Here is a 21456-nt window from a genome sequence, read left to right on the forward strand (position 1 = left end):
AGACCCGGATCGCTTTGCTAAACGACCGGCCTCGCAGGGGCTTTGACCGGCCTTTCGGGCGCATAGCTCAGTTGGTAGAGCAGCTGACTCTTAATCAGCGGGTCCCAGGTTCGAGCCCTGGTGCGCCCACCATATAAATCAAGCACTTACAGCGGTGCATCTCAGAACGGACTGTTCAGTTTGACGTCCTGTCTGAGAAATTTGTTCGTCCTCCGTACTCTCAGTTGTGAATTGGTGGGATGGCTGCGCGTTACCACAGCGGTTAGCTCGTTTCCGGCGGTGTGGAGTTCTTCTCCCACGCGAGATGCCTTGGCGACCGAGAGCGCCTTCACCTGGATCCGTCCACATCTCGAACTCACACCTGTTCTAGCCGTAGGTTTCGCTCAACTTCTTGATCGCGGAGTCCGCAAGCTCGAGCCGACCACCTAGATAGTGCGCATCCAAGATCCCCTGAGCCGTCTTCATTGAATGGCCGGTGATCGCCGAAATTTCAGGAACTGAGCAGTTCGATAGCGCAAGGCGCGTAACGGCGGTCCCCCGCAGGTCGTGGAAGCGCAAATCCTCCAGCGAAGTCCTTCTGAATGCCTTGTCCCAACTCGTTCTAAAGCCGTCTTCTGTCCAGGGCTGGCCAAATGAATTGACCAAAAATGGTGACGGCCGAGCGCTCCTCTTTCAGCGTAGCGTCCAGCGCGGCCTTCAGCGGTGGTCCGACCGGGATGGTCACTCGGCGCCTTCCCTTGCTCCCACGCCCCTTTGACTGACGCATCCTTGTGTACGTGCCATCGTAATCCTTCCAGGTGAGCCGCAGCAGGTCGCCCTGGCGCTGGACCGTCCATAACGCAAGCAGGAGAGCGGCTTGCAATTCGACGGAGGCAACCGAGCAGAAGGCGCGGATGTCTTCTGAGGTCCAGATTATTTCTGATCGATCAGATTCATAGAGTCGGCCGCCGCCCTCACAAACGTTTACGGCGATCTTGCCCCGATCCTTCGCAACCGACAGAACTCGAGCGATGGTCGTCCATACGTAGTCCGCCATGCGCGGCTTATCAGAAAATGAATCACGAAATTCCTTGAAGTCCCCGCGCGCGCGTTTGTCTTCGAGAGCGCCAATCGGCATTGAGCCAAACTTAGCCTCGAGGAGTTTGAGGTATCCGTCATAAGCGCGCTTACTTTTCTCGCCGAGATCTTTGTACTCGCTGCAGTCCTTGAAATAGTCGATCAATGAGCTAAACGTCTCGGCCTTCTTTGGTGCGTACAAGACGATGGCCGGCCTAGTCATCGACCGCTTGCGACGGCTTCCGCGAGAAGGAGAGTTGCTCGATCTTCCTGCGATGCGAAATTGAGTTGGTCAGTGTTGACCAAGGAGCGATCCGAAAGTTGCGGCTTATTCCTCGACGGAGACCTCTATTTCAGTGACCTGCCCGACGCTTACAAGGATGCTCTATTACGATCCGAGTTCTGACATGCGACGGTATGCGTCGTGCTTGCCTCCCAAGGAAAATCGGAATACCGTCACGCTTGGTAGTTATGTGACGGTATTTTTGGACTTTAGGCGTCAGAGAATCGAGAAGAAGATCAGTCGTAGACGATCCAAAGGGACCTGACGGCATTTCTTTTGGAGAGCTGCGGATGCTGACCGATGCGACGCTCAATGGCATCGACTACCAACACGCGCGCGGTTGCACGGGCAGGTGCTGATGCAGAGCTTTCTGTTTGAGTTCTACGAATTCATGCGTAGCCGCAAGAAGTATTGGCTGGTACCCATCGTGCTGGCCATGCTGTTCTTCGGCAGTCTCATGATACTGACTCAGGGCAGCACAGTGGCGCCCTTTATCTATGCGCTGTTTTGATTGTCGTCCCATTCGCGATGTCACGGGAGCGTCTCTTCACTGGTCTAGTCGTTGCGGCCACGATACTGCTTGTCGCGCTTGCACTTGAAGCGTTCGTGCGGCTGGCGGTCGACGACGGCATGCAGTTCGATTTGGAAATGTGGAAGTATGCGCGCGAGGTCAAGCGCGTGTCGGCGGACCCGCGGATCGGGCACGAGCATCGCCCCAGCGCAACTGCCCATTTGATGGGTGTCGATGTTGCCATCAATAGCCACAAGTTCCGTGATCGCGAAATTGGCTTCGAACGTACACCCGACAGCTTGCGAATCATGATGCTTGGTGACTCGCTCACCTTCGGCTGGGGGGTACCGAACGACAAGACGTTCGTGAAGCGCCTGGAAGCGATGATCCACGCGACCGGCGTTCAGGCGGAGGTCATCAACGCGGGCGTCGGAAACTACAACACCAGCATGGAAGTTGCCGCCTATCTTTCCGAAGGCCATCGCTTCCGGCCGGATATCTTGGTGCTGAACTACTTCATCAACGACGCGGAGCGGACGCCGCGGTACGACTCTCATCGGCTCGAACGCACTTCTGCGGCTTACATCTATTTCGCGTCGCGGATCGATGTTGCCGCGCGGATGCTCGGGCTGGGCAGCCGTCGGCCATGGTATGACTACTTAAGGGACCTCTATGACCCATCATCGCCGACCAGCGGCTGGGCCGAAGTTGAAGCGGCCGTCGCCCGCCTGGCGGAATTCTGCCGGGCGCGAGGGACGATGGTCCTCGTGACAAATCTGCCCGAGCTCAGGCAGTTGAAGCCATACCCGTTCGAGCGGGAAAGGACGATGGTGCAGGCCCTGGCCAACCGCTTGGACCTTCCGTATCTCGATCTCCTACCCGCGGTCGACGATCTCGAACCGGGCCGGCTCTGGGTGACGCCGACCGATCCGCACCCGAACATCCTCGCCGATGAGCGGTTCGCCGCGGCTATCTTCGATTTCCTCCGTGCCCGCAATCTGCTTCGGACGACCAACCACGGAAACTGACGGGTTCGAGGTCCGACACCCTGGCCTTTACTGCAGCGGCTCTGTCAACTCGACGGGAATTCGCCCGAGCCGTTTCTGGAACTCGTCAGAAGCCGCGGCCGCTTGTTCAGCGCTGCAATTGCGCATGATCCGCTCGGGGCTCCACCCGGCATAACGAATGAGGTCGGGTATGATGGCATCGGTGCGACCAAGGAATTCAAAGGGGGTTCGATATTCGAGGTAGGCATTGTCGTCGGTATTGACCTCATCATTCGCGCTACGCGCCAGGTAGCTGCGGATATGGTCACTGTCCATGAGCAAATGGCCAAGGAACTGGGCCGGCGAGTTAATTTGTATTGAACTGAAATCCTCTCTGACCAACGGATTTGCGAATTCGGCCGCAAGGTTTCGACAGTCGACTGACATCGGCTCGATCCTCGCGACGAACAGGCCGTGGCCACGCACGTACCAGAATGATGCGTTCGGGAACGCCTGTGCGAAGGTTCGGAATGCCGCGTCGAAAGATCGCGGCGAGATACTGTACATGGGCATCCACTGCGTCACGATCCCGCCCGGGCGAAGCCTGGCCTTGATGACTTCGTAATATTCTCGCGTATATAGAAAGCCAACGCCGGTGATCCGTGGATGAATCGGATCAGCTGTGATCAGGTCGAATTGCTCGTCGGACATCGCCATGAAGTTGCGACCGTCGTCAATACGCAGATGAATCTTCGGATTGCGCATGACGTCGTCGGTGATCTCTTTCAAGTGTTGATGTGCTTCCACCATATCGGATGTGAGCTCGATTAATCGAACGCGCCTTACCGTCGGGTAGCGCGTCGTGGAGCGAAGCGTGATGCCGAGACCGAGTCCGACAACGCCTATCTGCTCGGGATTGGGATGGAGAAGGAGCGGCAGGTGGGCTTTCAGCACGAAGTGGCGACGCTGGATGAGCGAAGTGTCCGCCTCGACGTTGCCATTGACCATCATGATGATGGTGCCGCTGTCGTTGCGGACCACGGAGACCGTATGAGCAACGCCCTCCCTGTGATGGAGGACTTGTGGCTGCGTGGATCGCTGCAGGCCGTAATTCGCGACCGTCTGCGAGGGCAGCGCGACAGAGATGGCGCTGAAAACCGCCATTGCCCCGAGCCCAGCGATCACGAACGGGAGTCTAAGGGTGGTCGGCATCGCTCCCGATCTTAGAGCATGCGACAGCAATAGTCCGGCAAAGGCGAATAGTCCGCCGATGATCAGCAAACTGAGGCGGGCTCCAAGGAATGGGAGAAAGACGAAGCCTGCCAACAACGAGCCAATGATCCCTCCGGCCGTGTTGACGGCATACACTCTGCCCGTGTCAGAGCCACGTCGTTCTAAATCGGAGGTCACGGCTTTCACCGCGAATGGAAAAGTTGCGCCCAACATGATCGTTGGCCCAAGGATGACCAAGCTCGCGACGATGAATTGCGCCACGACACTCGCCGTACCGAATGCGTCCTTCAAAATGGCGGTCAAGCTCCATACCAGCATCCCAAATAGATGCGGTACCAGATAGGTGCACACCGCGAGAAAGGTGCTTGCGACCGCCAAACCGATCAACAGCCCACTGAGTGTCTTTGCCGGCAATGGCGATCGGTCGGCGCAACGCGACGCCTTGAAGCTCCCGTAGTAGATGCCAAACAGGAAACAGGCGAGCATGATGGCAAAGGCGTATACCGTCGCGGAGAACGACTGGACCAGGACTCTCATCCACACAACTTCAAGCGCCAATGCCGCCAGCCCGGACAAGGCGATCGCAGCCAAAACAGCACGCCGTTCAAGCTCGGAAATCTTGTGAACGGCCGGTCCGGGGGATGCCGCGATCGCATTCCCGGAAAGTCCCAATGCAGATGTCCGTTTCACGCCCATGAACAACGCTACGACACCGATCGCGAAATTGAGCGACGCAGCGAGAGCCACGGTTCGGGAAACACCGAACATTGGCAAGAGGACGAAGCCGCCGACGAGCGTTCCGCAAAACGCCCCCAACGTGTTCATCGCGTAGAATGTACCGGCGCGCTGACCCAACTGGTCGGCTTGACGAACAAAGTACCGAACGAGCAAGGGCAGCGTCGCTCCCATCAGAGTCGTGGGAACGATGAGCGACGATGTCGCGACTACCATCCGGAATCCATTGTAGACCCAGGGAGCGCTCTCGAAATGCTGGTTGTAGATGAGCCGATAGGAGTCGTGAAACCAGTCGAGCATCGACGCGACTGCCAATGCTGCGAGTCCGATCGCGATTTCGAACAGTCCATAAATGGCGATCGGACGTGTCCACGTGTCCACGAAGTGGCTCGCCAGCCAGCTCCCCAGAGCCAAGCCGCCCATGAATACGGCCAACGTAATGGTGGCGGAATACACGTCGCTGCCGAAGAACAGAGACAAGGATCGTACCCACGCCACTTGGTAGATCAAGGAAGTGGTGCCGGAAAAAAAGAACAACAAGCAAAATAGAGACACGAGCCCGGTGGAAGTAGGCCACCGGGCCCTTCTGAATGCCTCGCTCACAGCTGTCACCAAGACCATTTGTATAAGGACCCGAACACTACTATTAGGTGCATCGAGTTGAAAGCGTCAAGTTCGGAGCCCAATGGGGCGATGGTGCGACCGCAATGCGAGGGTCCGCCGCTAGCAAATTTCGGCTGGCTCCTTTCTGTCGATGTTGGAATTTGGGGGCTGTTCGAAATGTGTCAGCTCCTAATTTGTCCATGATCGAGATGGACAGAACAAGCTTACTGGCTGTGTTCGTTTCGCGTCGCAAGTGCGCGGCAGCGATCATGCTTGGACTCGTCGCGGGCTTCGCCTCGTCAATACCAGCCTCAACGTTCGCGGCGAGCCGATCGTGTGCACGTCTGTGGATGCATTTCGCTGCTAATGGGATCGGAAATCGACCTTATGCTTATGGTGATCGGCAACTGCATGCTCGAGAAAACCGAACAGAATCCAGCTCTGAAGCTCGACGATAAGAACCGATTTGAAGCGGATTAGTCCAAGATCGCTGGCTGAGCGATTTGCCCGATGCCACTTGTGCGCTGAGCACCGGCAGTGATCTTGCCGGCAGTGCGCCCTGGTTGACATGCCGGGATTTGCGATCCTTACTCCGCTTTTATCCTTGAATTGCAAAAGGCAGCGGGGATGCGATATTTGACGACGCTAGGGATGCTCCTGCGGGCGGTATCGCTGATCGTGGGAAACGCCTTCATCCTGATCGTTCTGGGCCTGGTGATCGGCGAATGGTGGGCTAGGTCCATTGCGCCTCCCAAGCCGGAGACGAAGGCCATTACCGTTCTAAATCAGCACGCCGCCTATCAGCCCTGGTCCGGGTATCGGAACACGCCAGGGTTCCGCTATGAGCTCGGGAATTGGGTGCCGGTCGTCGTCAATAGCTGGGGCTGGCGCGGAGCGGAGCCGACGATTGCGCGCAGTAAGTCCGTCAGGCGTGCGATGCTGCTCGGCGACAGTGTGGCATTTTCCTGTTGGGGCTGTCGCGAGGAGGCTTCCCTCGGAGGAATCCTCAAGCGGGCGCTCGAGCTTCGGACCGGCGAGGAGTGGGAGGTGATCAACGCCTCCGTACCAGCCGGGTTCTCGAGTATTTCTTTGGGCACTTTGGCGCACGATGGCATGCAATTCCTGCCTGACGTGGTCACGACTCTCAACGGGATCAACGACGTCCTCGTGCTCGATGAACGCACGATGCTCAGGATGGGTGTGGGGCTGTTCAAGCATTCGATTTATCACACCACCCAGCTTGACATGGACAGGATCTTCGACGCGCGGACTGGAGTAGTGCAACGGCCCGGACTTCTGGATCAGGTCGCCAGCAAGTCTGCGCTCTTTGAGGTCGTATCGAAATCGCCGTTGATCACGGGGCTGCGTGCTCATGCCTCCGCCAAAGGGCCGCCCGTCGCACCGCCGCCGACCAGCTCGGGCTATTCCACTTCTGATCCAGAGCGTCTGGACACCTACGTCAACAACCAGCTGGCCATGTCTTATCTCGCCGAGGGATCGGGCGCGAAGTTCGTTGGATTCCTATCACCATACCTGTCGCTTAGACACAAGGTCCTAGGCGATGGCGACAGGGCCGCAATCAAGGCGCAGGACCACGCGTTGCTGACCTGGTTAGACGACGTGCATCCCATTCTGCGTGCCAAGTTGCAAAAGGCCGCCGCCGACCACGCTTCTTTCAACTATGTCGACCTGAGCCTGATGTTCACCGATGAGCAGGTTTTCGCCGATCTCGCTCACGTGAAATACGAGTCGCTGGAGAAGAGCCTCGGGTACGACATGGTGGCGGCCCGAATGGCCGAGGAAATCGTGCGAGCTCTATACGCCGGAAAGAGCCTGCCGAACTGGCGCGAAACCCATGTCAAGGGAGCCCCCCACGACTGGAACGAGCAGACCTATCTGGCGGCCAATCCAGATGTATCCGCATTGATCGCCGAGGGAAAATTTCCAAATGGTTTTGAGCACTATCGGTCGGTCGGGTTCTTGGAATTTCGCCACAGCGGTTTTCCCCGCTGGGATGAGGAGGCGTATCTGGCGGCGAACCCGGATCTCGTGCCCCTGATTCGGGAAAGGGTCTTCGCCAGCGGATACGAGCACTATGTCAAACACGGGAAGGCGGAAGGGCGCCGCTCGGGTCTGCCGATGCGCTGGATCGAGGAAACTTATCTGGCAGCGAATCCCGACGTCGCCGCGGCCGTGGCTGCTGGAGAATTCAAGAATGGCGAAGACCACTTCATGAAGATCGGCGCGGTTGAAAATCGGAGGGGCGGCTTTTCTGGCTGGGACGAGGAGGGCTACCTCGTCCCGTACGGAGATGTTCGAAATGCGGTAATCGGCAAGATGTTTCGTTCGGGATGTGAACACTATCTGCGAGCTGGCGCCATGGAGAAGAGGCAAATTGCGTTGGGCCTCACCTCGTTTTATTGATAGGCGAGGTCGGTACACCACCTTGCCCGGCGCCTCCTACCGGAACCAGTGGTGGGTGACGCACAATGCCCACGGCGCCTACATGGCGTGGGGCGTTCATGGCCAGGGCATCTATATTGATCCCAAGGCCGATATGGTGATCGCACGCTACGCCTCGCATCCGGTCGCCGGCAACGACCCTGTGACGCTGCTGGCTTACATGACGCTGGCGAAGGATTTGATGGCGGGCGGCTGACGCCGTCGCGTGGAAGCCCGCATAGATGCTTCAGGCCGCGTCTCATCAACTCACGCTGCAGCGGCAGCCCGTTTGAGGGCGGCGACCAGCTCTTTCCCAAGCGGTGATGCACGCGGCATTATTGGCGACTAGGCAAAACCCCATATGGCGGCGTAGCCGGGCGAGACCCACAGTGCTTTCGAGGGTATATATTCGGCCGGACCATCGGCGTTCGAACGACGCAAAGGTTTGTCGGCCCCGGTTTCAGTGTGCGCGCTGAAACCGTCAGGGCGACAGAAGCTTTCCGATATGTCTCGGCGTGGCGGAGCCCCGAACAGCCGAGCATATTCCCGGCCGAACTGTGAGGGGCTGGTATAGCCCACCTCAAAGCGACCGTTTCGGCCGACATCTCGCGCGACAGCATCAGCCGGCGCGCCTCCATCAGGCGGATCTGCTTTTGAAACTGCACCGGTGTCATCGCGGTCATTGCCTTGAACTGACGATGGAAGGCTGTCGGGCTCAGGCCGGCGAGCGCGGCAAGATCATGGACGCGCGCCTGCTTGTCGAAATTGCCCCGCAATGCGTGGATCGCTTCGACCAGACGCCAGCTTCGCTCCGCACCGACGACCATGCGGGCGAAGACAGCGCCATGTGGCCGGCCAGCAGGCGGTAGCAGAGTTCGCGCTTGACGCCTGGATAGAGCAGCGGGATTGCCTGCGGCTCGTCAAGCAGGCTGACGGCGCGCGTGGCGCAGCCGAGGATCGCCTCGTTGAGATCCATAACGAAGGCGGCGGCATGCTCGTCGGAGGCCGGAGCGGGCGGCGCCTCCATGCTTTCATAGACCGCGGATCACTTGCTTCTTGATCCAAGAAGTTAGTCTGCCGGAGGGGGACGGCTCGGATAAGTGTCCCTCTCGAACTCGGCAATTCGAGCCAAGACGCTATGCCGGCAATTCAGTCGAGCGTGAAGGCGGCACTGTAGTCACGTTTGAGCGCGGAATCCTGGTGCTCTTTTCTTAGGATGCAGTTGCCGATGACCAGCATGTCGAGCTCGTTACCCATGAAGCAGCGGAAGGCATCCTCTGGTGTGCAGACGATCGGTTCGCCGCGAACGTTGAAGCTGGTGTTGACCAGCACCGGGCATCCCGTGAGCGCCTTGAAACGAGACAGCAAGCGATGGAAAAGCGGATTGGTGTCGGCGCTGACCGTTTGGATTCGGGCGGAATAGTCGACATGCGTCACCGCGGGGATCGTCGAGCGCACCACGTTGAGCTTGTCGATGCCGAACAATGCTTGCTCGTCCGGGCTCATCATGTGGCGCCGGTCGCTCCTGACGCCGGCAACCAGGAGCATGTACGGGCTGTCGCCGTCGAGTTCGAACCAGTCGGCAACGTCCTCGCGTGCAACCGCCGGGGCAAATGGCCGGAAGCTTTCGCGAAACTTCACCTTGAGATTGAGGTTCTTCTGCATGGAGGGCGAGCGCGGATCGCCTAGAATCGAGCGCGCGCCGAGCGAGCGCGGGCCGAACTCCATCTTGCCCTGAAACCAGCCGGCCGCGAGCTGGTCGGCCAGGGCCACCGCGGTCGTCTCGATCATGGCATCTTCGCTGAGGACGTCGAAGCGGGCGCCTGTGGCGCGCAGCCGCTGTTCGATTTCCTCTTGCGAGAATTCAGGTCCGAGGAAAGCGCCGGACATGCCGTCGCCGACCGCGACATCGCGCGGTTGTTGTCTGAACTGATGGTAGGCAGCGAGTGCCGCCCCGACGGCGCCGCCGGCGTCGCCGGAGGCCGGCTGAATCCAGATCGAATCGAATCTGCCGTCCTGCAACACCTTGCCATTAGCGACGCAATTGAGCGCAACACCGCCTGCAAGACACAGGTTGCGGGCGCCGGTCTGAGCCGCAAGGCTGCGGGTCAAACGGAGTACCGCCTCCTCCAGGACTGCCTGGATGGAGGCGGCAATATCCATGTGGAAAGGCGTGAGCAATTCGTCTGGCGTGCGCACCGGCCGCCCAAACAGTTTGGCAAACCGGTCATTGGTCATCGTCAGCCCGGTGCAATAGTTAAAATACGACATGTCGAGGCGAAACGAGCCGTCCGCTTTCAGATCGATCAGCGAATCGAGGATGAGCTGCGCGTATTTCGGTTCGCCATAGGGAGCGAGCCCCATCAGTTTGTATTCGCCGGAATTGACCTTAAAGCCGGTGTAGTACGTGAAGGCGGAGTACAGCAGGCCGAGCGAGTGGGGAAAATGGATTTCTTGAAATATCTCGAGACGGTTGCCATCTCCCATCGCCGCTGAGGTCGTCGCCCATTCGCCGACGCCGTCCATCGTGAGCACGGCCGCCTTCTCGAAAGGGGACGGAAAGAACGCACTGGCTGCGTGGCTCAGATGGTGCTCGGTGAACAGGAGCCGGTCGACTGCGAAGTCAGCGTCAAGTTTGGCCAGATGTTTCTGCAGCAGGCTTTTCTGGAACAGCTTCTCCTTCAGCCAGAGCGGCATAGCCATCTGGAAGGAGCGGAAACCGCGCGGTGCGAGGGCAACATAGGTCTCGAGCAGCCGCTCGAACTTGAGGAACGGCTTGTCGTAGAACGCGACCTGATCGATGCCGGAAAGCTTCGCGCCGACGGCCTCCAGACAGAACGCGATGGCGTGGTGTGGAAACGATGCGTCGTGCTTTTTCCGGGTGAAGCGTTCCTCTTGTGCCGCAGCGATCACGCGACCGTCTTCAATCAGGGCTGCCGCGCTGTCATGATAGAAGGCTGAGATGCCGAGAACGCGCATGTCTCAAGGCTGCGTGCAAATGAGTGGTGCGGCCGCGCGAAGGAAGCGCCGGTTGTCGGGCTGTAAATCGATCATCAGAACTGATCTCGCATGGTTTCGGGCGCAGGACCGGGCGTGCGGCGAATCCAATAGCTCTCGGTGCGAGCGTCACGCTTCAGCCGCAGCGCATCTTTGCCGCTCAAGCGCATGACGAGGCCGGTTGGCAGGATCGTGCCGTAGAAGATCAGTCCAATCAGAACAGGATTGGTGACTTTGTGCAGAAGCAGACCAAGCTTCGTCCAGGCACGGTTCAGTGGATTCAGTGCGGCGGGACGGCTTGCGGCGACCACCGCGAACATCGCGGCAAGGACTGCCGTCCATGGCCACAGGCGGCCGGAATGCCAGCCGTTGAAGAGGGTGATGAGCGCAAACGCAGCAGCCATCACCCAGCCAAACGTCCGGTCGGAGCCGACAACCACTGGCTCCTCTCGGGAGAAAAGCTCGTGAGTGTTCTGTTCCACCCTTAGTCCGAGCCCGCATCAGAAGCCAAAAAATGGTGCATCGCGGCAGTCATCTCGTTTGGCTCGGCTTCGCTTCAAACGTTTCTGATTGCATGCCACCGCAACGCGAGCCGAGTCAATCCGGCTAAGAACCAATCCCATCCGAGGCGCGTCTCAGGCGAGTCGTAGGGAACCCAGAGGGATCCATTTTTGGAAAAACAACCCCATGCACAGTAGGCGACCCCCGCAAAATCAATCACTTAGGCACCCCGCGATAGCGGTATATAGAACCTTATGCGCCGAGGGCGAAAGGTCTGACGATGTCGCGCCCGCCGCGCCGATCAATCCGACCACGGCGCCGCAAGCACCCCTAGGAGTTCCGTGAAACGGTCGGCAATCGCAGGCTGATTGAACGGCCGCGACAGGAAGTGCTGATTGGCCGCCCGTTTGTGTTTCTTCAGCAGGTCGGGATTCTCGAGATACCCGACGATTGCAGCGGATAGCTCTCTCCTCATTTCGGTGTCTGACTTCGCCGACAGGATTTGCCCGGTCACGCCATCCTCGACGGCCTCACGGCATCCGGGGTGGTCGGAGGCGATCGACGCAAGGCCGGTTGCGGCAGCCTCGATCAGGATGCGGGGGATTCCCTCGCCGTACCTTGTCGGCAGGCAAACGATGTCGCATTGCCGGAGCAGATTCGGCATATCCGTGACGTGGCCGAGAAAACGGATCTCCGTCATTTGTTCGAGATCGCGGTGCGGTATCGCGTCGGGATCGTGATCGTCCGGGATGCCGGCGACGATGAACTCCACATCGCTGCGATGTGCCAGCTCATGCGCGACCGTCAGAAAAGTACTCAAGCCTTTCGACTTCAAGAGCCGGGAAGCGAACAGGACTTTTGTCGTGCTGCCACTTCGCGCGTTTTCCAGCGGATAGAACAGATTGGGGTCCACGCCAGCGCCCTCGATGAGTGATGAATTCTTCTCGTTGGCAATGCCCCTGCCTTTCCAAAACTCGCGATCATGCCGGGTCTCGAAAGTAAAGTGCACATAATCCCGTCGCGACAACACTCGAAATGCCAACAACGTAAGCGCACTTGCGATCGGGTAGCGCCGTTGGCCGGGAGCCTTTGGCGACATCATCCGGCCCAAACCGGGCAGCGTGATCAGAACTTGTTCCGGGTAAGCATGGAGAAAATGCGAGACGATTGACACAAATCCCGAAAAAATGGCGGGCTTGAGCGTCACTAGATGGACGGCATGTGGCTTGAACGCGCGGATCGTCCGCGCCGTCCGAAGCATCAGCCTGGCATCGCCAAATGGATCGAATCTGAAGCGCTCGATCGGTACATGGATATAATTCCAGCCTTGAATGCTTTCGGCACGAATTGGATCACCGCCAGCGATAACCGTCACATCGACGCCGAGGGACGCGAGATGTGTGACGACCGACAGCCGATGGCGAAGAAAGTAGGCGCCATCGTTGCAAATCACGAGAACCCGATATCCGGATCCGCAATATCTTAGGCGCCCGAATTCCCTCGTCGGGTTTCTTTGACGCTCGGAATTCGGCCCGCCCATTTGCCCACTCTGGATCATGTTGTCTTTCGAGGCCTTCTCTCGAAGGGTGGACGGTTCCGGCGCAAAGCGCTACCCAAATATCGCATTCACTGAAAAAATGAGGCGCAAAGGCCGATCAACGGACCGGGAAGCGCATCTCTTGTTCGAGTCCAGCATGCGGTTGTTATGAAGGAGAGATTCAATCAGGTGCGCGACAGCGCGGCGGGCAGCCCTTTGGCACGCTTCGCCCCCGAATTGTTCGAGGGACGAACATGACTGAGGCGATGCGTCGCAGTGCGGGAGTTTTCGGTTGGGCCGCCGCGGTTGCCTCCAAGTGCCGCTGGGGCGTGCTGTCTCTGGAGGCCAATCTCCTCGTGGTTCTCGCGGCGGTGGCTTTGCCCTGGTCGACGAGCGCTGTGTCGATATTTTTCGGATTCTGGCTGTTAACGTTGGTGCGGCTGTTACCCACCTTCGACTACCGCGCGTTCCTGCATTCGCTCGCCAGTCCGATATGCCGGTGGCCGCTCGCCTTGGTCACACTCGGCTTCGTTGGTATGCTGTGGGTCGATGTTTCGTGGCAGGATCGGCTTCAAGGCTTCAGTCCCCTTGCCAAGCTGCTGGCCCTTCCGCTCCTGTTCTACCATTTCTCCCTCTGGCCCCGCAGCGCCTGGGTTTTTGGCGGGTTTCTGATCTCCTGCGCGATTCTGATGGGGCTGTCCTGGATCGTGTGGTTCGTTCCGGACCTGGCGTTGGCGTCGGGCAGGAGCCCCGGCGTACCCGTGAAGAACTATATCGACCAGAGCCAGGAATTCGCGTTGTGCATGGTGGCGCTGACGCCATTCATTCTCGATTTCTGGAAGCAAGGCAGATATGTGGCCGCACTGGCCTGCGCGGCTCTGGTGCTGGGCTTCTTCGCCAATATGGCCTTCGTGGTGTCGGCCCGCGCGGCGCTGATCTATGTCCCGGTGCTGCTCGCCGTGTTTGCCTTCTCGCATCTGGATCGTCGGGCGGCGACGCTGCTGTTCGCAGGTGTCGTCGTTGTGGTGGCCACGGTGTGGTTCGCGTCGCCCTATCTGCAGGCACGCATCGGCGCGTTTGCGCTGGAGTATCACGACTATCAGCAGAACATTGCCGCATCGACCGGCCGGCGAATCGAATATTGGCAAAAGTCGCTCGGCTTCTTTGTGGATGCGCCGTTGATCGGCCATGGAACCGGTTCGACGCGACATTTGTTCGAGCTTGCCGCGGTCGGACAATCCGGGCTTGCCGGCGAAATCACCAGGAATCCGCACAATCAGACGCTCGCCGTCGCGGTCCAATGGGGCATTGTGGGAGTAGCCGTTCTGTACGCGATGTGGATAGCGCATCTGCAACTATTCCGCGGCCAAGGTCTTGCGAACTGGATCGGGCTATTGGTTGTCGTCCAAAATCTGGTGAGTTCCCTTTTCAATGCTCACCTGTTCGATTTTGTCGAAGGGTGGATGTACGTGCTGGGCGTGGGAGTTGCGGGCGGCATGAAGCTTGGAGCACAACGACGCCGTGGAGAATCTCAGGGCGCGCCGCTCGGCAACGTGTCTGCCGTTGCCGGTGTGCCTGGCCGTTCTCGGCTTTGAAAACCGATCCCAGTTCGTCTAATGAGGGTGGGAGCCCCAATCCAGCAGCCTAAGAGCGCCAGTTCTGATCGCGGAAGCTGAATGCGAATTTCAATCATTACGCTGACCATTGATTCGTCGGACTATGTCGATGAGGCCATTGGCAGCATCGAGCATCAGGGGCCTTACGAACTTGAGCACATCGTCGTCCACGACGGCGCCGACGGCTTTACCCGGCGCCTGGCGCAGAAATACCCACACATCAAATTCGTCGGTGGCAACGGGACCGGCGCCACCGCTGCGGCGGCGCTCGGCGTCCAGGCTTCAACCGGCGATTTCATCTTGCTTGTTCACAGCGACGACCGGATTCGTCCGGGTGTGCTTGGCCGATTGGCAAGCGAGGCGGCCGCTCGTCCCGACGTGAGGATCTGGACTGGCGGCGCGCAGATGTTCTGCACGCTCCCTGACGGCGAGGAGCTCGTCGTGCGTCGGATGGTTGGCGAAGACATGACCCGGTTGTCGCTCGAAAACGTCTGCGATGATATGCCTCTGTTGTCGGCACGGTTCTGCCATCGTTCGGTATTTTCCCAGATCGGCAATTTCGATCCGATGTTCTCAGAGAGCAGCGACCGCGAATTCCTGCTGCGGGCGACCATCGCCGGTGTGCGGGAAGGTTCGCTGAACGTCGTCGTGTCCGAAATGAGAGTGCACGACGAATCGCGCACCATGCACTTCCGCAAGGGATTTATGCCACCCTACCTGGGGGAGCATGTGCACATCGCCGACCAATGGTTGGCCCGTAAAGATATTTCCGCCGAAGTCCGGCGCTTTCTGCGAAACTGGCGGGCGCGCGAGATGGCGAGGCTCATTGTCTATCAGGGCCGCGCCCGGCAATGGGCGGAGGCGGCACGGGCATTCTTTCGCGAAGAATTGGCCGACCCCTTGTGGATCCTTCGCGCCTTGACCATCGTAGAGGCGCGCCGGCTCCGGCACAGGCTCTACAACGCGAAGGCAGTCGACCGCCTCCGCCTGACCGAAACGAAGTGAGGCATGTGCTCTCGAAAGATCGCCCCCGAGTTCTCGTTCCGATTCACCGCCGAAGACATCCGCCATGCCTATGGTTCGGCGGACACTGCCTTCGCGCGCGGCGATTTTCTGAACGTGGCACAGATAGCGCCCGTGAATTCGGAGCTGCGGGGCTGCGCATTGATCCTCGGTGGCCTGCTGGAGCAGGGCCTGGCGCTGCTCGATGGCCTGACAACAATCGGCGATCGGGCGAGGCTGTGCAGGGCGCTGGCGTTCTGGTCGCTGAAGCGCGATGCGGACGCGGAATTGGCGAAAGTTGGCAGTGCGGAGTTCATGTCGGCAGCGGCGACCTTCCGCAGCCTGATCAAGCGCGACGACGTGACCATCTTCGTGCCCGGCGCGATCCTGTCCGTATTTCCGGAACATTACTCCGAGAGCTTCATTGCGCCGGCCTACAAATATGGATCGATCACGGTCAAGTACGTCGGAAGTCAACTGGCCAGCAATGCCTACGACTATTCGCCGACGGACTCGCTCAGCGAATTCATCGACAGTCTGCCCGAGGGCGAGCGGCCGGACCTGATTTTCTCGTTGAGCCCGCAATGGCTGGTGCCAAAGGACTTCCACAAGGTCACCGTTCCCAAGGTGATCTGGTGTCATGATTCCGACGCCTTTCAATACCGCAACGCCGACAATTATGCGCTCTACGATGTCGCGATCTGCAACTGTTCGCAGGAACATTTTGAGCTCAGCCAGGGCACGCCGGGTCTCTATTGTGCAGCTAATCTGCTGTTGCACCCGATCGCGACACCGTTTCCCGAGGCATCGCCGCATCGCGAAAAGCTCGTCGACATCATCTTCACCGGCTCCGCATTGGCGCCATTCCATTCCGAAAAGCCCCGCTTCCTGTTCAACCTTTCAAGCCTTGCTCCCCGTTACAAGGTGAAGGTGATCGAAGGGCACATGCCGGAGAGGGATTATTTCGAAGTCGTCTCGCACGCGAAATTCCTCCCCGTCGTCAATCGTTATGCCGGTTCGCCGTCGCCGCGCTGGCGGGACGCGCTGTCCAACGGCGCGTTTCTGCTGTTTCCGGAAGGTTCGTTTTACGACGAGATCGCGCCTGGCTGCTATCCGTTCCGCGCGGAGACCATGACGGCCGACATCGCTGCGCATCTCGATCGCTGCGCAGCAGGCCATCCGGACTACGAATTTGCGACCGTCGTACCTGTGGTGAACGAGCGGTTTGCGATCCATCGCGAGCCGCGTGAGGAGAGCTATCAGCGGCTGCTGAAATATGCGCTGTTCATGGGACTTGTTTGGCCCCACGCGACTCCGGTCCCCAAGCGGCAGCGCCAGCGGAGACTGGTCTGGCTGACGCCGGCGGTCGATTGCGGTTGCTTCGGCACCGATCACGTCCGCGAGCAGATTGCGAACTTTTGCGACGGGATCGGACCGGACGATCTGTCCGACGAGACCGATTACAATAACGCGGCGCATTTGCATGCTCAGGCGGTGTTCACATTCCATGAAAACCGGATCGCCGGAAAATGGGCGGCGCGTGCCGATGAATATTTTAGGGAAGGGCTGGCGCGCTTTCCGAATTCGCTATTGCTGCTGTTCAATGAGGCGCATTGGAGCTTCTTCAAGCCCGGCGCGGATTTTCGGTCAGCCGAAAAGAAATTCCTTGCTATCATCGATCGGAAGGCCGAGCTCGTCTTCGATCCGCGCGGCGCGGACGTCGCCTTCGCCTACACGTTGCATGGCAATGACGAGGTATTTCCCTGTTACGAATATGCCGACGTTGCGACCAGCGAACTGACCCTGGAAAGTACGCCCGAGCTTCGTGGTCGAAAGCAGCTGCCTTACAGCACGCGCGACATCATCATCGCCGCGTGTCATGGCTATGTCGGCTGGGCGAAGCTCAAACGCAACGACAATGAAGGTGGTGTCGCCTGGTTGCGGCGTGGCACGGAGCTCTATCCGCAGGGGCTGCCGATGTTGCGTCTCTATTTCGACACGTTGCTTCGGCTGGCGGCGAAGGTTCCGAAGCTTCCGGCAATGCTGGCGTCAGATCTGGCCGAGGCTTTCATTGCGGTCGCTAATGTCAATCCGTCGATCCTGCTCACCCATGTCTACACCATTGTTCCGATCCTTGCCGAGAACGGCGAGCGTCAGGCGGCGCGAGAGGTGCTGGCAGGGTGGCACCAGCTCTCCAACATCGTCCATAAACTCCGGGTCGACGACGAGGCGCATCAACTGGCGTTGTACGGATTGCTCTGGAAACATCGCTCCCTGCTTCCCAAGTCGCTGCTGGACCGGATCGACGAGGCGCTCTGGGACAGGGAGTCCGTTCAGGATCTGACCCAGCTCGAACGGCGCATGATCGAAGTCGCGCGGATCAACGAGTCCCCTGAGAGAGGACGAAAATGGCGGTCGCTCAGGTCTGCAAGGGCTCAGGCAGACGATCAGATCGCCCGCTTGCTGGCCGAGAGCGGTTACGGGCAGGATCGCGTGGTGTTTTCCAGCCTCATGCGTGCGACAAAGATCTGGCTGCGCGCCCCGGGCGACGTGCGATGGATCTACCTCAAGAAGGCGGTACGCCTCGGATGGCGCGGTGACTTCAAGCAAGCGATGCTCCGTACCCAAAGATGGTCGGCAGTCAGCAAATGGTCCAAGGGCGAAGGCTTGAACGCACGTCCGCAACCACGAAGATGGGGGATCTCCTCGTTGCGGACGTGGCTGACGCGGCTGGGCAGGAACCCTGTGCGGCGCGAGTGACCGGCGCGTACCGATTCTAGGGTGGATTCGGCAGACACGGGGATTGCTCTGGGGGCGATCGTCGCTCAGGATCGAGGCGGTGGTGAGGGGGGCTAAATGGGGCGTGGCGTTCGAATCCTGATGAAGATTCCGGCCGTACGGCGGGTGATGGTGAGACTGTGGAATGTTGAAGATGCGATTGCGAAACAGCAGGCCACGCTCAATGCCCTCGAGCTCCATCGGACGAATGTGGGGGAAGCGATCGCGAGGCAGCAGGCCACGCTCGAAGCGCTTGAAGCTCATCATGGGCAACTGAATGCGGAGCAGGCGAAGATCGAATCGCTGGTTCAGGCCGAGCATGACAAGCTCGATGAGCTGATCGCGCCACACTTGCAGCCGGCTACGCGTCACGCCATTCAAGCCGTGCAAGCCCAGATTGATGCCCTGATTGCGCAGGTGGACAGGTTGCGGGCCGATGGCGAAAAGCTCGGTGCCGGACTGACCGAGGTCTCGCAGCACCTGCCGCCGGCGCACCGCATGAATCTGGAGGCTACGCTCCACGGTCAGCAGCTTCAACTCGGGGCGTTGAACTCGACGATGACCGCGCAGCAGATGCAGCTTGCGGCGCTCAACGACATTGTCCGCCAGATCACGGCGGCGGCGGCAAGCGTCCCTCCAGTCACTGCTGCTCCTGGCGGGAACGCCGCGACAAACGCTGTGCAGACCAGCGAGCCGGTTGCCCTGGTTGCGGCCAGGATTCAAGCGGGGCGGCCTGTCGTCAGGCCCTATTCGTTCGAGCAACTCCTGAGCCGGCAAGTGGAGAGATTTGGACCGGACCTCGTCCTGAATATCCATGTTCCAAAGACCGGAGGCCACACCGTCAACGCGCTGTTCCGCCAGATGGGCTTCGTTCCACTTTCGCTCGACATGAACACTAACGACTTCTTCGGTTCGTTTCGGGAGGAGATTTGGCTTAAGAACTACGCGGCACCTCCGCAGCGCCATCCGTATCTGCTGACAGGGCATATGCGTCTTGATCAGCCGATCTTTCGTCGGCTTTGGATGCAACATGTCGTGGTGACGGTGTTGCGCGATCCGATTGAGCGAATGATTTCCAACTACAATTTCATGCTGCGCCGACCCGCCAATCCCTGGCATGACGAAGTCGTTAAGGGGGGTATGTCGTTCGTCGAATTTTCGGCAAGAATGCTTGAAGCCATCGGCCCGCAATACAGCTTTTTTGACGACACCGGCCAAGGGACATTCGCCCGGACCGGAGCGGCAACGGCTCAGGCGTGCTTCGACAATCTGCTCAACAAGGTCAGCTACTACGGACTGACCGATCGCTTCGACGAATTCGCCGTGACGACCGGTTATGTTACCGGGCGCGCGAGGATCTTGGCTTTGCCGCCGATGAACGTCACGAAGGAAACCGAAGATCTCGGTTACCCGCCGAAGACCGACTTGACCGATCAAGAACGAGACGCCCTCACGACAGCGCTCAAGGACGATATCTGGTTCTATCAGCAGGCAGTCAAGGAGTATGAGAGGCGCATGAGCGATCCGCGCCTGCAAGCCGTTATGGCGCAGGTGCTGCCGCTGGTTAAGTCGAGTCGAGAAATGGTGAGCAAGGTTTTGACGTTGGACGATCCGATGGACCCAGGTCTTCGCACATTCCGGCCCGTTCGGTGATTCGAGCCTTTCTATGCAAGCTGATGTGATGATCGGTGTAAGGACTCGCTAGATGGAACGTGTGGTGCGAGTCCTGATGAAGGTGCCGGCCGTGCGGCGCGTGATGTCGCGTTTGGCCAATGTGGAGGCCGCGATCGAAAAGCAGCAGTCGTTGCTTGATACTCTCGGCCATCATTGGGAGGAAATGATTGCAAGCCAGGTCCGTCAGCATGACCAGGTGCAGGAGGCGATGACCAGGTTTGCAAGACAGAGGGCGCGAATAGCCTCTATTGGAGATGCGGTCCATAGTCAGCGCACGCAAATCGGTGTGCAGGCGGCGACGGCTGAAGTCCTGCGAGCGCAGCAAGCGCAGATCGACGCACTGCCCGCGCAGCTTCGCGAGTTGACCGCGGCGAGCGAAGGCCACAGCGCTGCTTTGGCTGAAGTCTCGCAGCATTTTCCGCCGGCCCAACGGGCGAATCTCGAGGCCACGCTTCATGGACAGCAGCTTCAGCTCGGAGCCTTGAACTCCACTGTCTTCGCGCAGCAGACGCAGCTTGCGGCACTCAACGATCTGGTTCGGCAAATGAGCTCGGGGGCCGGAAACAAGCCGGCGGCGGTCATTGGTGCGGAGGGCGGGAATCGCAACGATCAACCAGAAGCACCAGCCGTCCCTCCGGCCACGATCCCCGACAGCCTGGAACAAGAACTCTTGGAGCTGGGTGGAGGCAAGGGGACTGTATATCGTTTTGACGATCTGCTGCAACGGCAGGAATCTCCGGCACCGCCGCTGATATTCCTTCACATTCCCAAGGCCGCTGGATCAACGCTCAATAGCCTCCTTATGAAGAGTTACAAGTTCCGTGCTGATAGCAGGGGTGACAGCTTTTTTGCGCGTTATACGCCGCGAGAGCTGGTGGACTTGGCAAGCGTACCGAGGTCGGAGGATGACCGGACTCGACCAGTGTTTTTTACCGGGCATATCAATCTCGACAATGAAATCTTCCGCTCTATGCCGGTCAGGTATGTTGCCATCACGTTGCTGCGCGATCCGATCGAGCGAGTCATCTCGCATTATCGATTCAATTCGACCCAGCCGAGCGTATTCCAGGATGCCATTCGGGACGAGGGTCTTTCGATCGTCGATTATTGTCGCAAATTCGCTGGCACGGTCCGTAAGCAATACGAGGTGTTCGCGCCCGACGGCAGCGTCGATGTCGCGCTGCGGCGTTTGGCGGAGGAGGTCTCGTTTTTCGGGCTTCAATCGGAGTTCGGGCAATATGTCGAGGCCTTGGGTCGTCTACTTGGGCTTCCCGTCAATCCCTATAAGATGCTGAATATGACGACGCCCGGCGCTGCCGGCGTAACGCAGGACCAAGTTTCCGAGCTTCAGTCGCTGTTCGCGGATGACATCGCATTTTACGATCGAGCAGTCGAAATCTACCGCGAACGCCTGACGCGAATGCCGAAGCTGATCGCCGAACATCCCTGGACCAGGTTCTATTCATAGTTGCCTGGCATCTTTCCGATGAGAGTTGTAGCGA

16 protein-coding genes, 1 tRNA gene and 2 pseudogenes are annotated in these 21456 nt (G+C 59.1%); 11 read left to right on the forward strand and 8 right to left on the reverse strand.

Going from position 1 to position 21456, the window contains the following annotated elements; genetic code table 11:
* Nucleotides 1-56 precede the first annotated feature (56 nt).
* Nucleotides 57-132: transfer RNA gene (locus tag D6B98_RS02680), tRNA-Lys, on the forward strand.
* 234 nt (nucleotides 133-366) lie between these two features.
* Here D6B98_RS02680 and D6B98_RS41855 read toward each other — a convergent pair.
* A complete protein-coding gene (locus tag D6B98_RS41855; RefSeq protein WP_126255387.1) occupies nucleotides 367-645 on the reverse strand; it encodes a tyrosine-type recombinase/integrase in 279 nt (92 codons plus the stop codon).
* Nucleotides 602-1222, reverse strand: a complete 621-nt coding sequence (locus D6B98_RS02690; RefSeq protein ID WP_126255388.1) for a site-specific integrase — start codon at nucleotides 1220-1222, stop codon at nucleotides 602-604. Before D6B98_RS02690 ends, D6B98_RS41855 begins: the two co-directional genes overlap by 44 nt.
* A 475-nt stretch (nucleotides 1223-1697) precedes the next feature.
* Between D6B98_RS02690 and D6B98_RS39665 the strand changes: the two genes are divergently transcribed.
* Complete coding sequence (locus tag D6B98_RS39665) at nucleotides 1698-1850, forward strand: DUF5989 family protein (protein ID WP_164718342.1); 153 nt, start codon at nucleotides 1698-1700, stop codon at nucleotides 1848-1850.
* Nucleotides 1851-1945: 95 nt separating this feature from the next.
* Nucleotides 1946-2878, forward strand: a complete 933-nt coding sequence (locus D6B98_RS02700) for an SGNH/GDSL hydrolase family protein (RefSeq protein ID WP_164718343.1) — start codon at nucleotides 1946-1948, stop codon at nucleotides 2876-2878.
* 27 nt (nucleotides 2879-2905) lie between these two features.
* On the opposite strand, the gene D6B98_RS02705 is transcribed toward D6B98_RS02700, so the two are convergent.
* A complete protein-coding gene (locus D6B98_RS02705; RefSeq protein ID WP_126255390.1) occupies nucleotides 2906-5425 on the reverse strand; it encodes a fused MFS/spermidine synthase in 2520 nt (839 codons plus the stop codon).
* A gap of 277 nt (nucleotides 5426-5702) precedes the next feature.
* Between D6B98_RS02705 and D6B98_RS02710 the strand changes: the two are divergent.
* From D6B98_RS02710 to D6B98_RS02720, 3 genes and pseudogenes are all read left to right on the forward strand, one after another.
* Nucleotides 5703-5887, forward strand: a pseudogene (locus D6B98_RS02710) (carbamoyltransferase C-terminal domain-containing protein); the annotation flags it as partial.
* Nucleotides 5888-6034: 147 nt separating this feature from the next.
* On the forward strand, nucleotides 6035-7831 hold the full coding sequence (locus D6B98_RS02715) for an SGNH/GDSL hydrolase family protein (protein WP_126255391.1): 1797 nt from the start codon (nucleotides 6035-6037) through the stop codon (nucleotides 7829-7831).
* Nucleotides 7832-7844: 13 nt separating this feature from the next.
* Nucleotides 7845-8066, forward strand: a pseudogene (locus tag D6B98_RS02720) (6-aminohexanoate hydrolase); the annotation flags it as partial.
* 118 nt (nucleotides 8067-8184) lie between these two features.
* Here the strand turns inward: D6B98_RS02720 and D6B98_RS41860 are convergent.
* The 5 genes from D6B98_RS41860 to D6B98_RS02740 all read right to left on the reverse strand — a co-directional run bounded on the left by D6B98_RS41860 (nucleotide 8185) and on the right by D6B98_RS02740 (nucleotide 12905).
* Nucleotides 8185-8676 (reverse strand): helix-turn-helix domain-containing protein, encoded by a 492-nt coding sequence (locus D6B98_RS41860; RefSeq protein WP_502699877.1) that lies wholly within the window; start codon nucleotides 8674-8676, stop codon nucleotides 8185-8187.
* Nucleotides 8565-8876 carry an AraC family transcriptional regulator N-terminal domain-containing protein gene (locus D6B98_RS40480; protein ID WP_205680434.1) on the reverse strand — a complete coding sequence of 104 codons (312 nt, stop codon included), beginning with the start codon at nucleotides 8874-8876 and terminating at the stop codon, nucleotides 8565-8567. Before D6B98_RS40480 ends, D6B98_RS41860 begins: the two co-directional genes overlap by 112 nt.
* Nucleotides 8877-8998: 122 nt before the next feature.
* Nucleotides 8999-10828, reverse strand: a complete 1830-nt coding sequence (locus D6B98_RS02730; RefSeq protein WP_126255392.1) for a carbamoyltransferase family protein — start codon at nucleotides 10826-10828, stop codon at nucleotides 8999-9001.
* A 74-nt stretch (nucleotides 10829-10902) separates the two neighbouring features.
* Complete coding sequence (locus D6B98_RS02735) at nucleotides 10903-11286, reverse strand: SxtJ family membrane protein (protein ID WP_245481211.1); 384 nt, start codon at nucleotides 11284-11286, stop codon at nucleotides 10903-10905.
* Between the two features lie 362 nt (nucleotides 11287-11648).
* Nucleotides 11649-12905, reverse strand: a complete 1257-nt coding sequence (locus D6B98_RS02740; RefSeq protein ID WP_126255394.1) for a glycosyltransferase — start codon at nucleotides 12903-12905, stop codon at nucleotides 11649-11651.
* 233 nt (nucleotides 12906-13138) lie between these two features.
* Here D6B98_RS02740 and D6B98_RS02745 point away from each other — a divergent pair, with 233 nt between their 5' ends.
* The 5 genes from D6B98_RS02745 (at nucleotide 13139) to D6B98_RS02765 (ending at nucleotide 21422) form a co-directional block, all read left to right on the forward strand.
* Nucleotides 13139-14479, forward strand: a complete 1341-nt coding sequence (locus tag D6B98_RS02745) for an O-antigen ligase family protein (RefSeq protein ID WP_126255395.1) — start codon at nucleotides 13139-13141, stop codon at nucleotides 14477-14479.
* 81 nt (nucleotides 14480-14560) lie between these two features.
* Nucleotides 14561-15505, forward strand: coding sequence for a glycosyltransferase (locus tag D6B98_RS02750; protein ID WP_126255396.1), 945 nt, complete (start codon nucleotides 14561-14563; stop codon nucleotides 15503-15505).
* Nucleotides 15506-15508: 3 nt separating this feature from the next.
* Nucleotides 15509-18262 (forward strand): hypothetical protein, encoded by a 2754-nt coding sequence (locus tag D6B98_RS02755; protein ID WP_126255397.1) that lies wholly within the window; start codon nucleotides 15509-15511, stop codon nucleotides 18260-18262.
* A 120-nt stretch (nucleotides 18263-18382) separates the two neighbouring features.
* On the forward strand, nucleotides 18383-19933 hold the full coding sequence (locus D6B98_RS02760; RefSeq protein ID WP_126255398.1) for a coiled-coil domain-containing protein: 1551 nt from the start codon (nucleotides 18383-18385) through the stop codon (nucleotides 19931-19933).
* 52 nt (nucleotides 19934-19985) lie between these two features.
* Nucleotides 19986-21422 (forward strand): sulfotransferase family 2 domain-containing protein, encoded by a 1437-nt coding sequence (locus D6B98_RS02765; protein WP_126255399.1) that lies wholly within the window; start codon nucleotides 19986-19988, stop codon nucleotides 21420-21422.
* The last annotated feature ends 34 nt before the right edge of the window (nucleotides 21423-21456 follow it).

This window comes from Bradyrhizobium sp. LVM 105 (assembly GCF_003957705.1).
GTDB classification, from domain to species: domain Bacteria; phylum Pseudomonadota; class Alphaproteobacteria; order Rhizobiales; family Xanthobacteraceae; genus Bradyrhizobium; species Bradyrhizobium frederickii.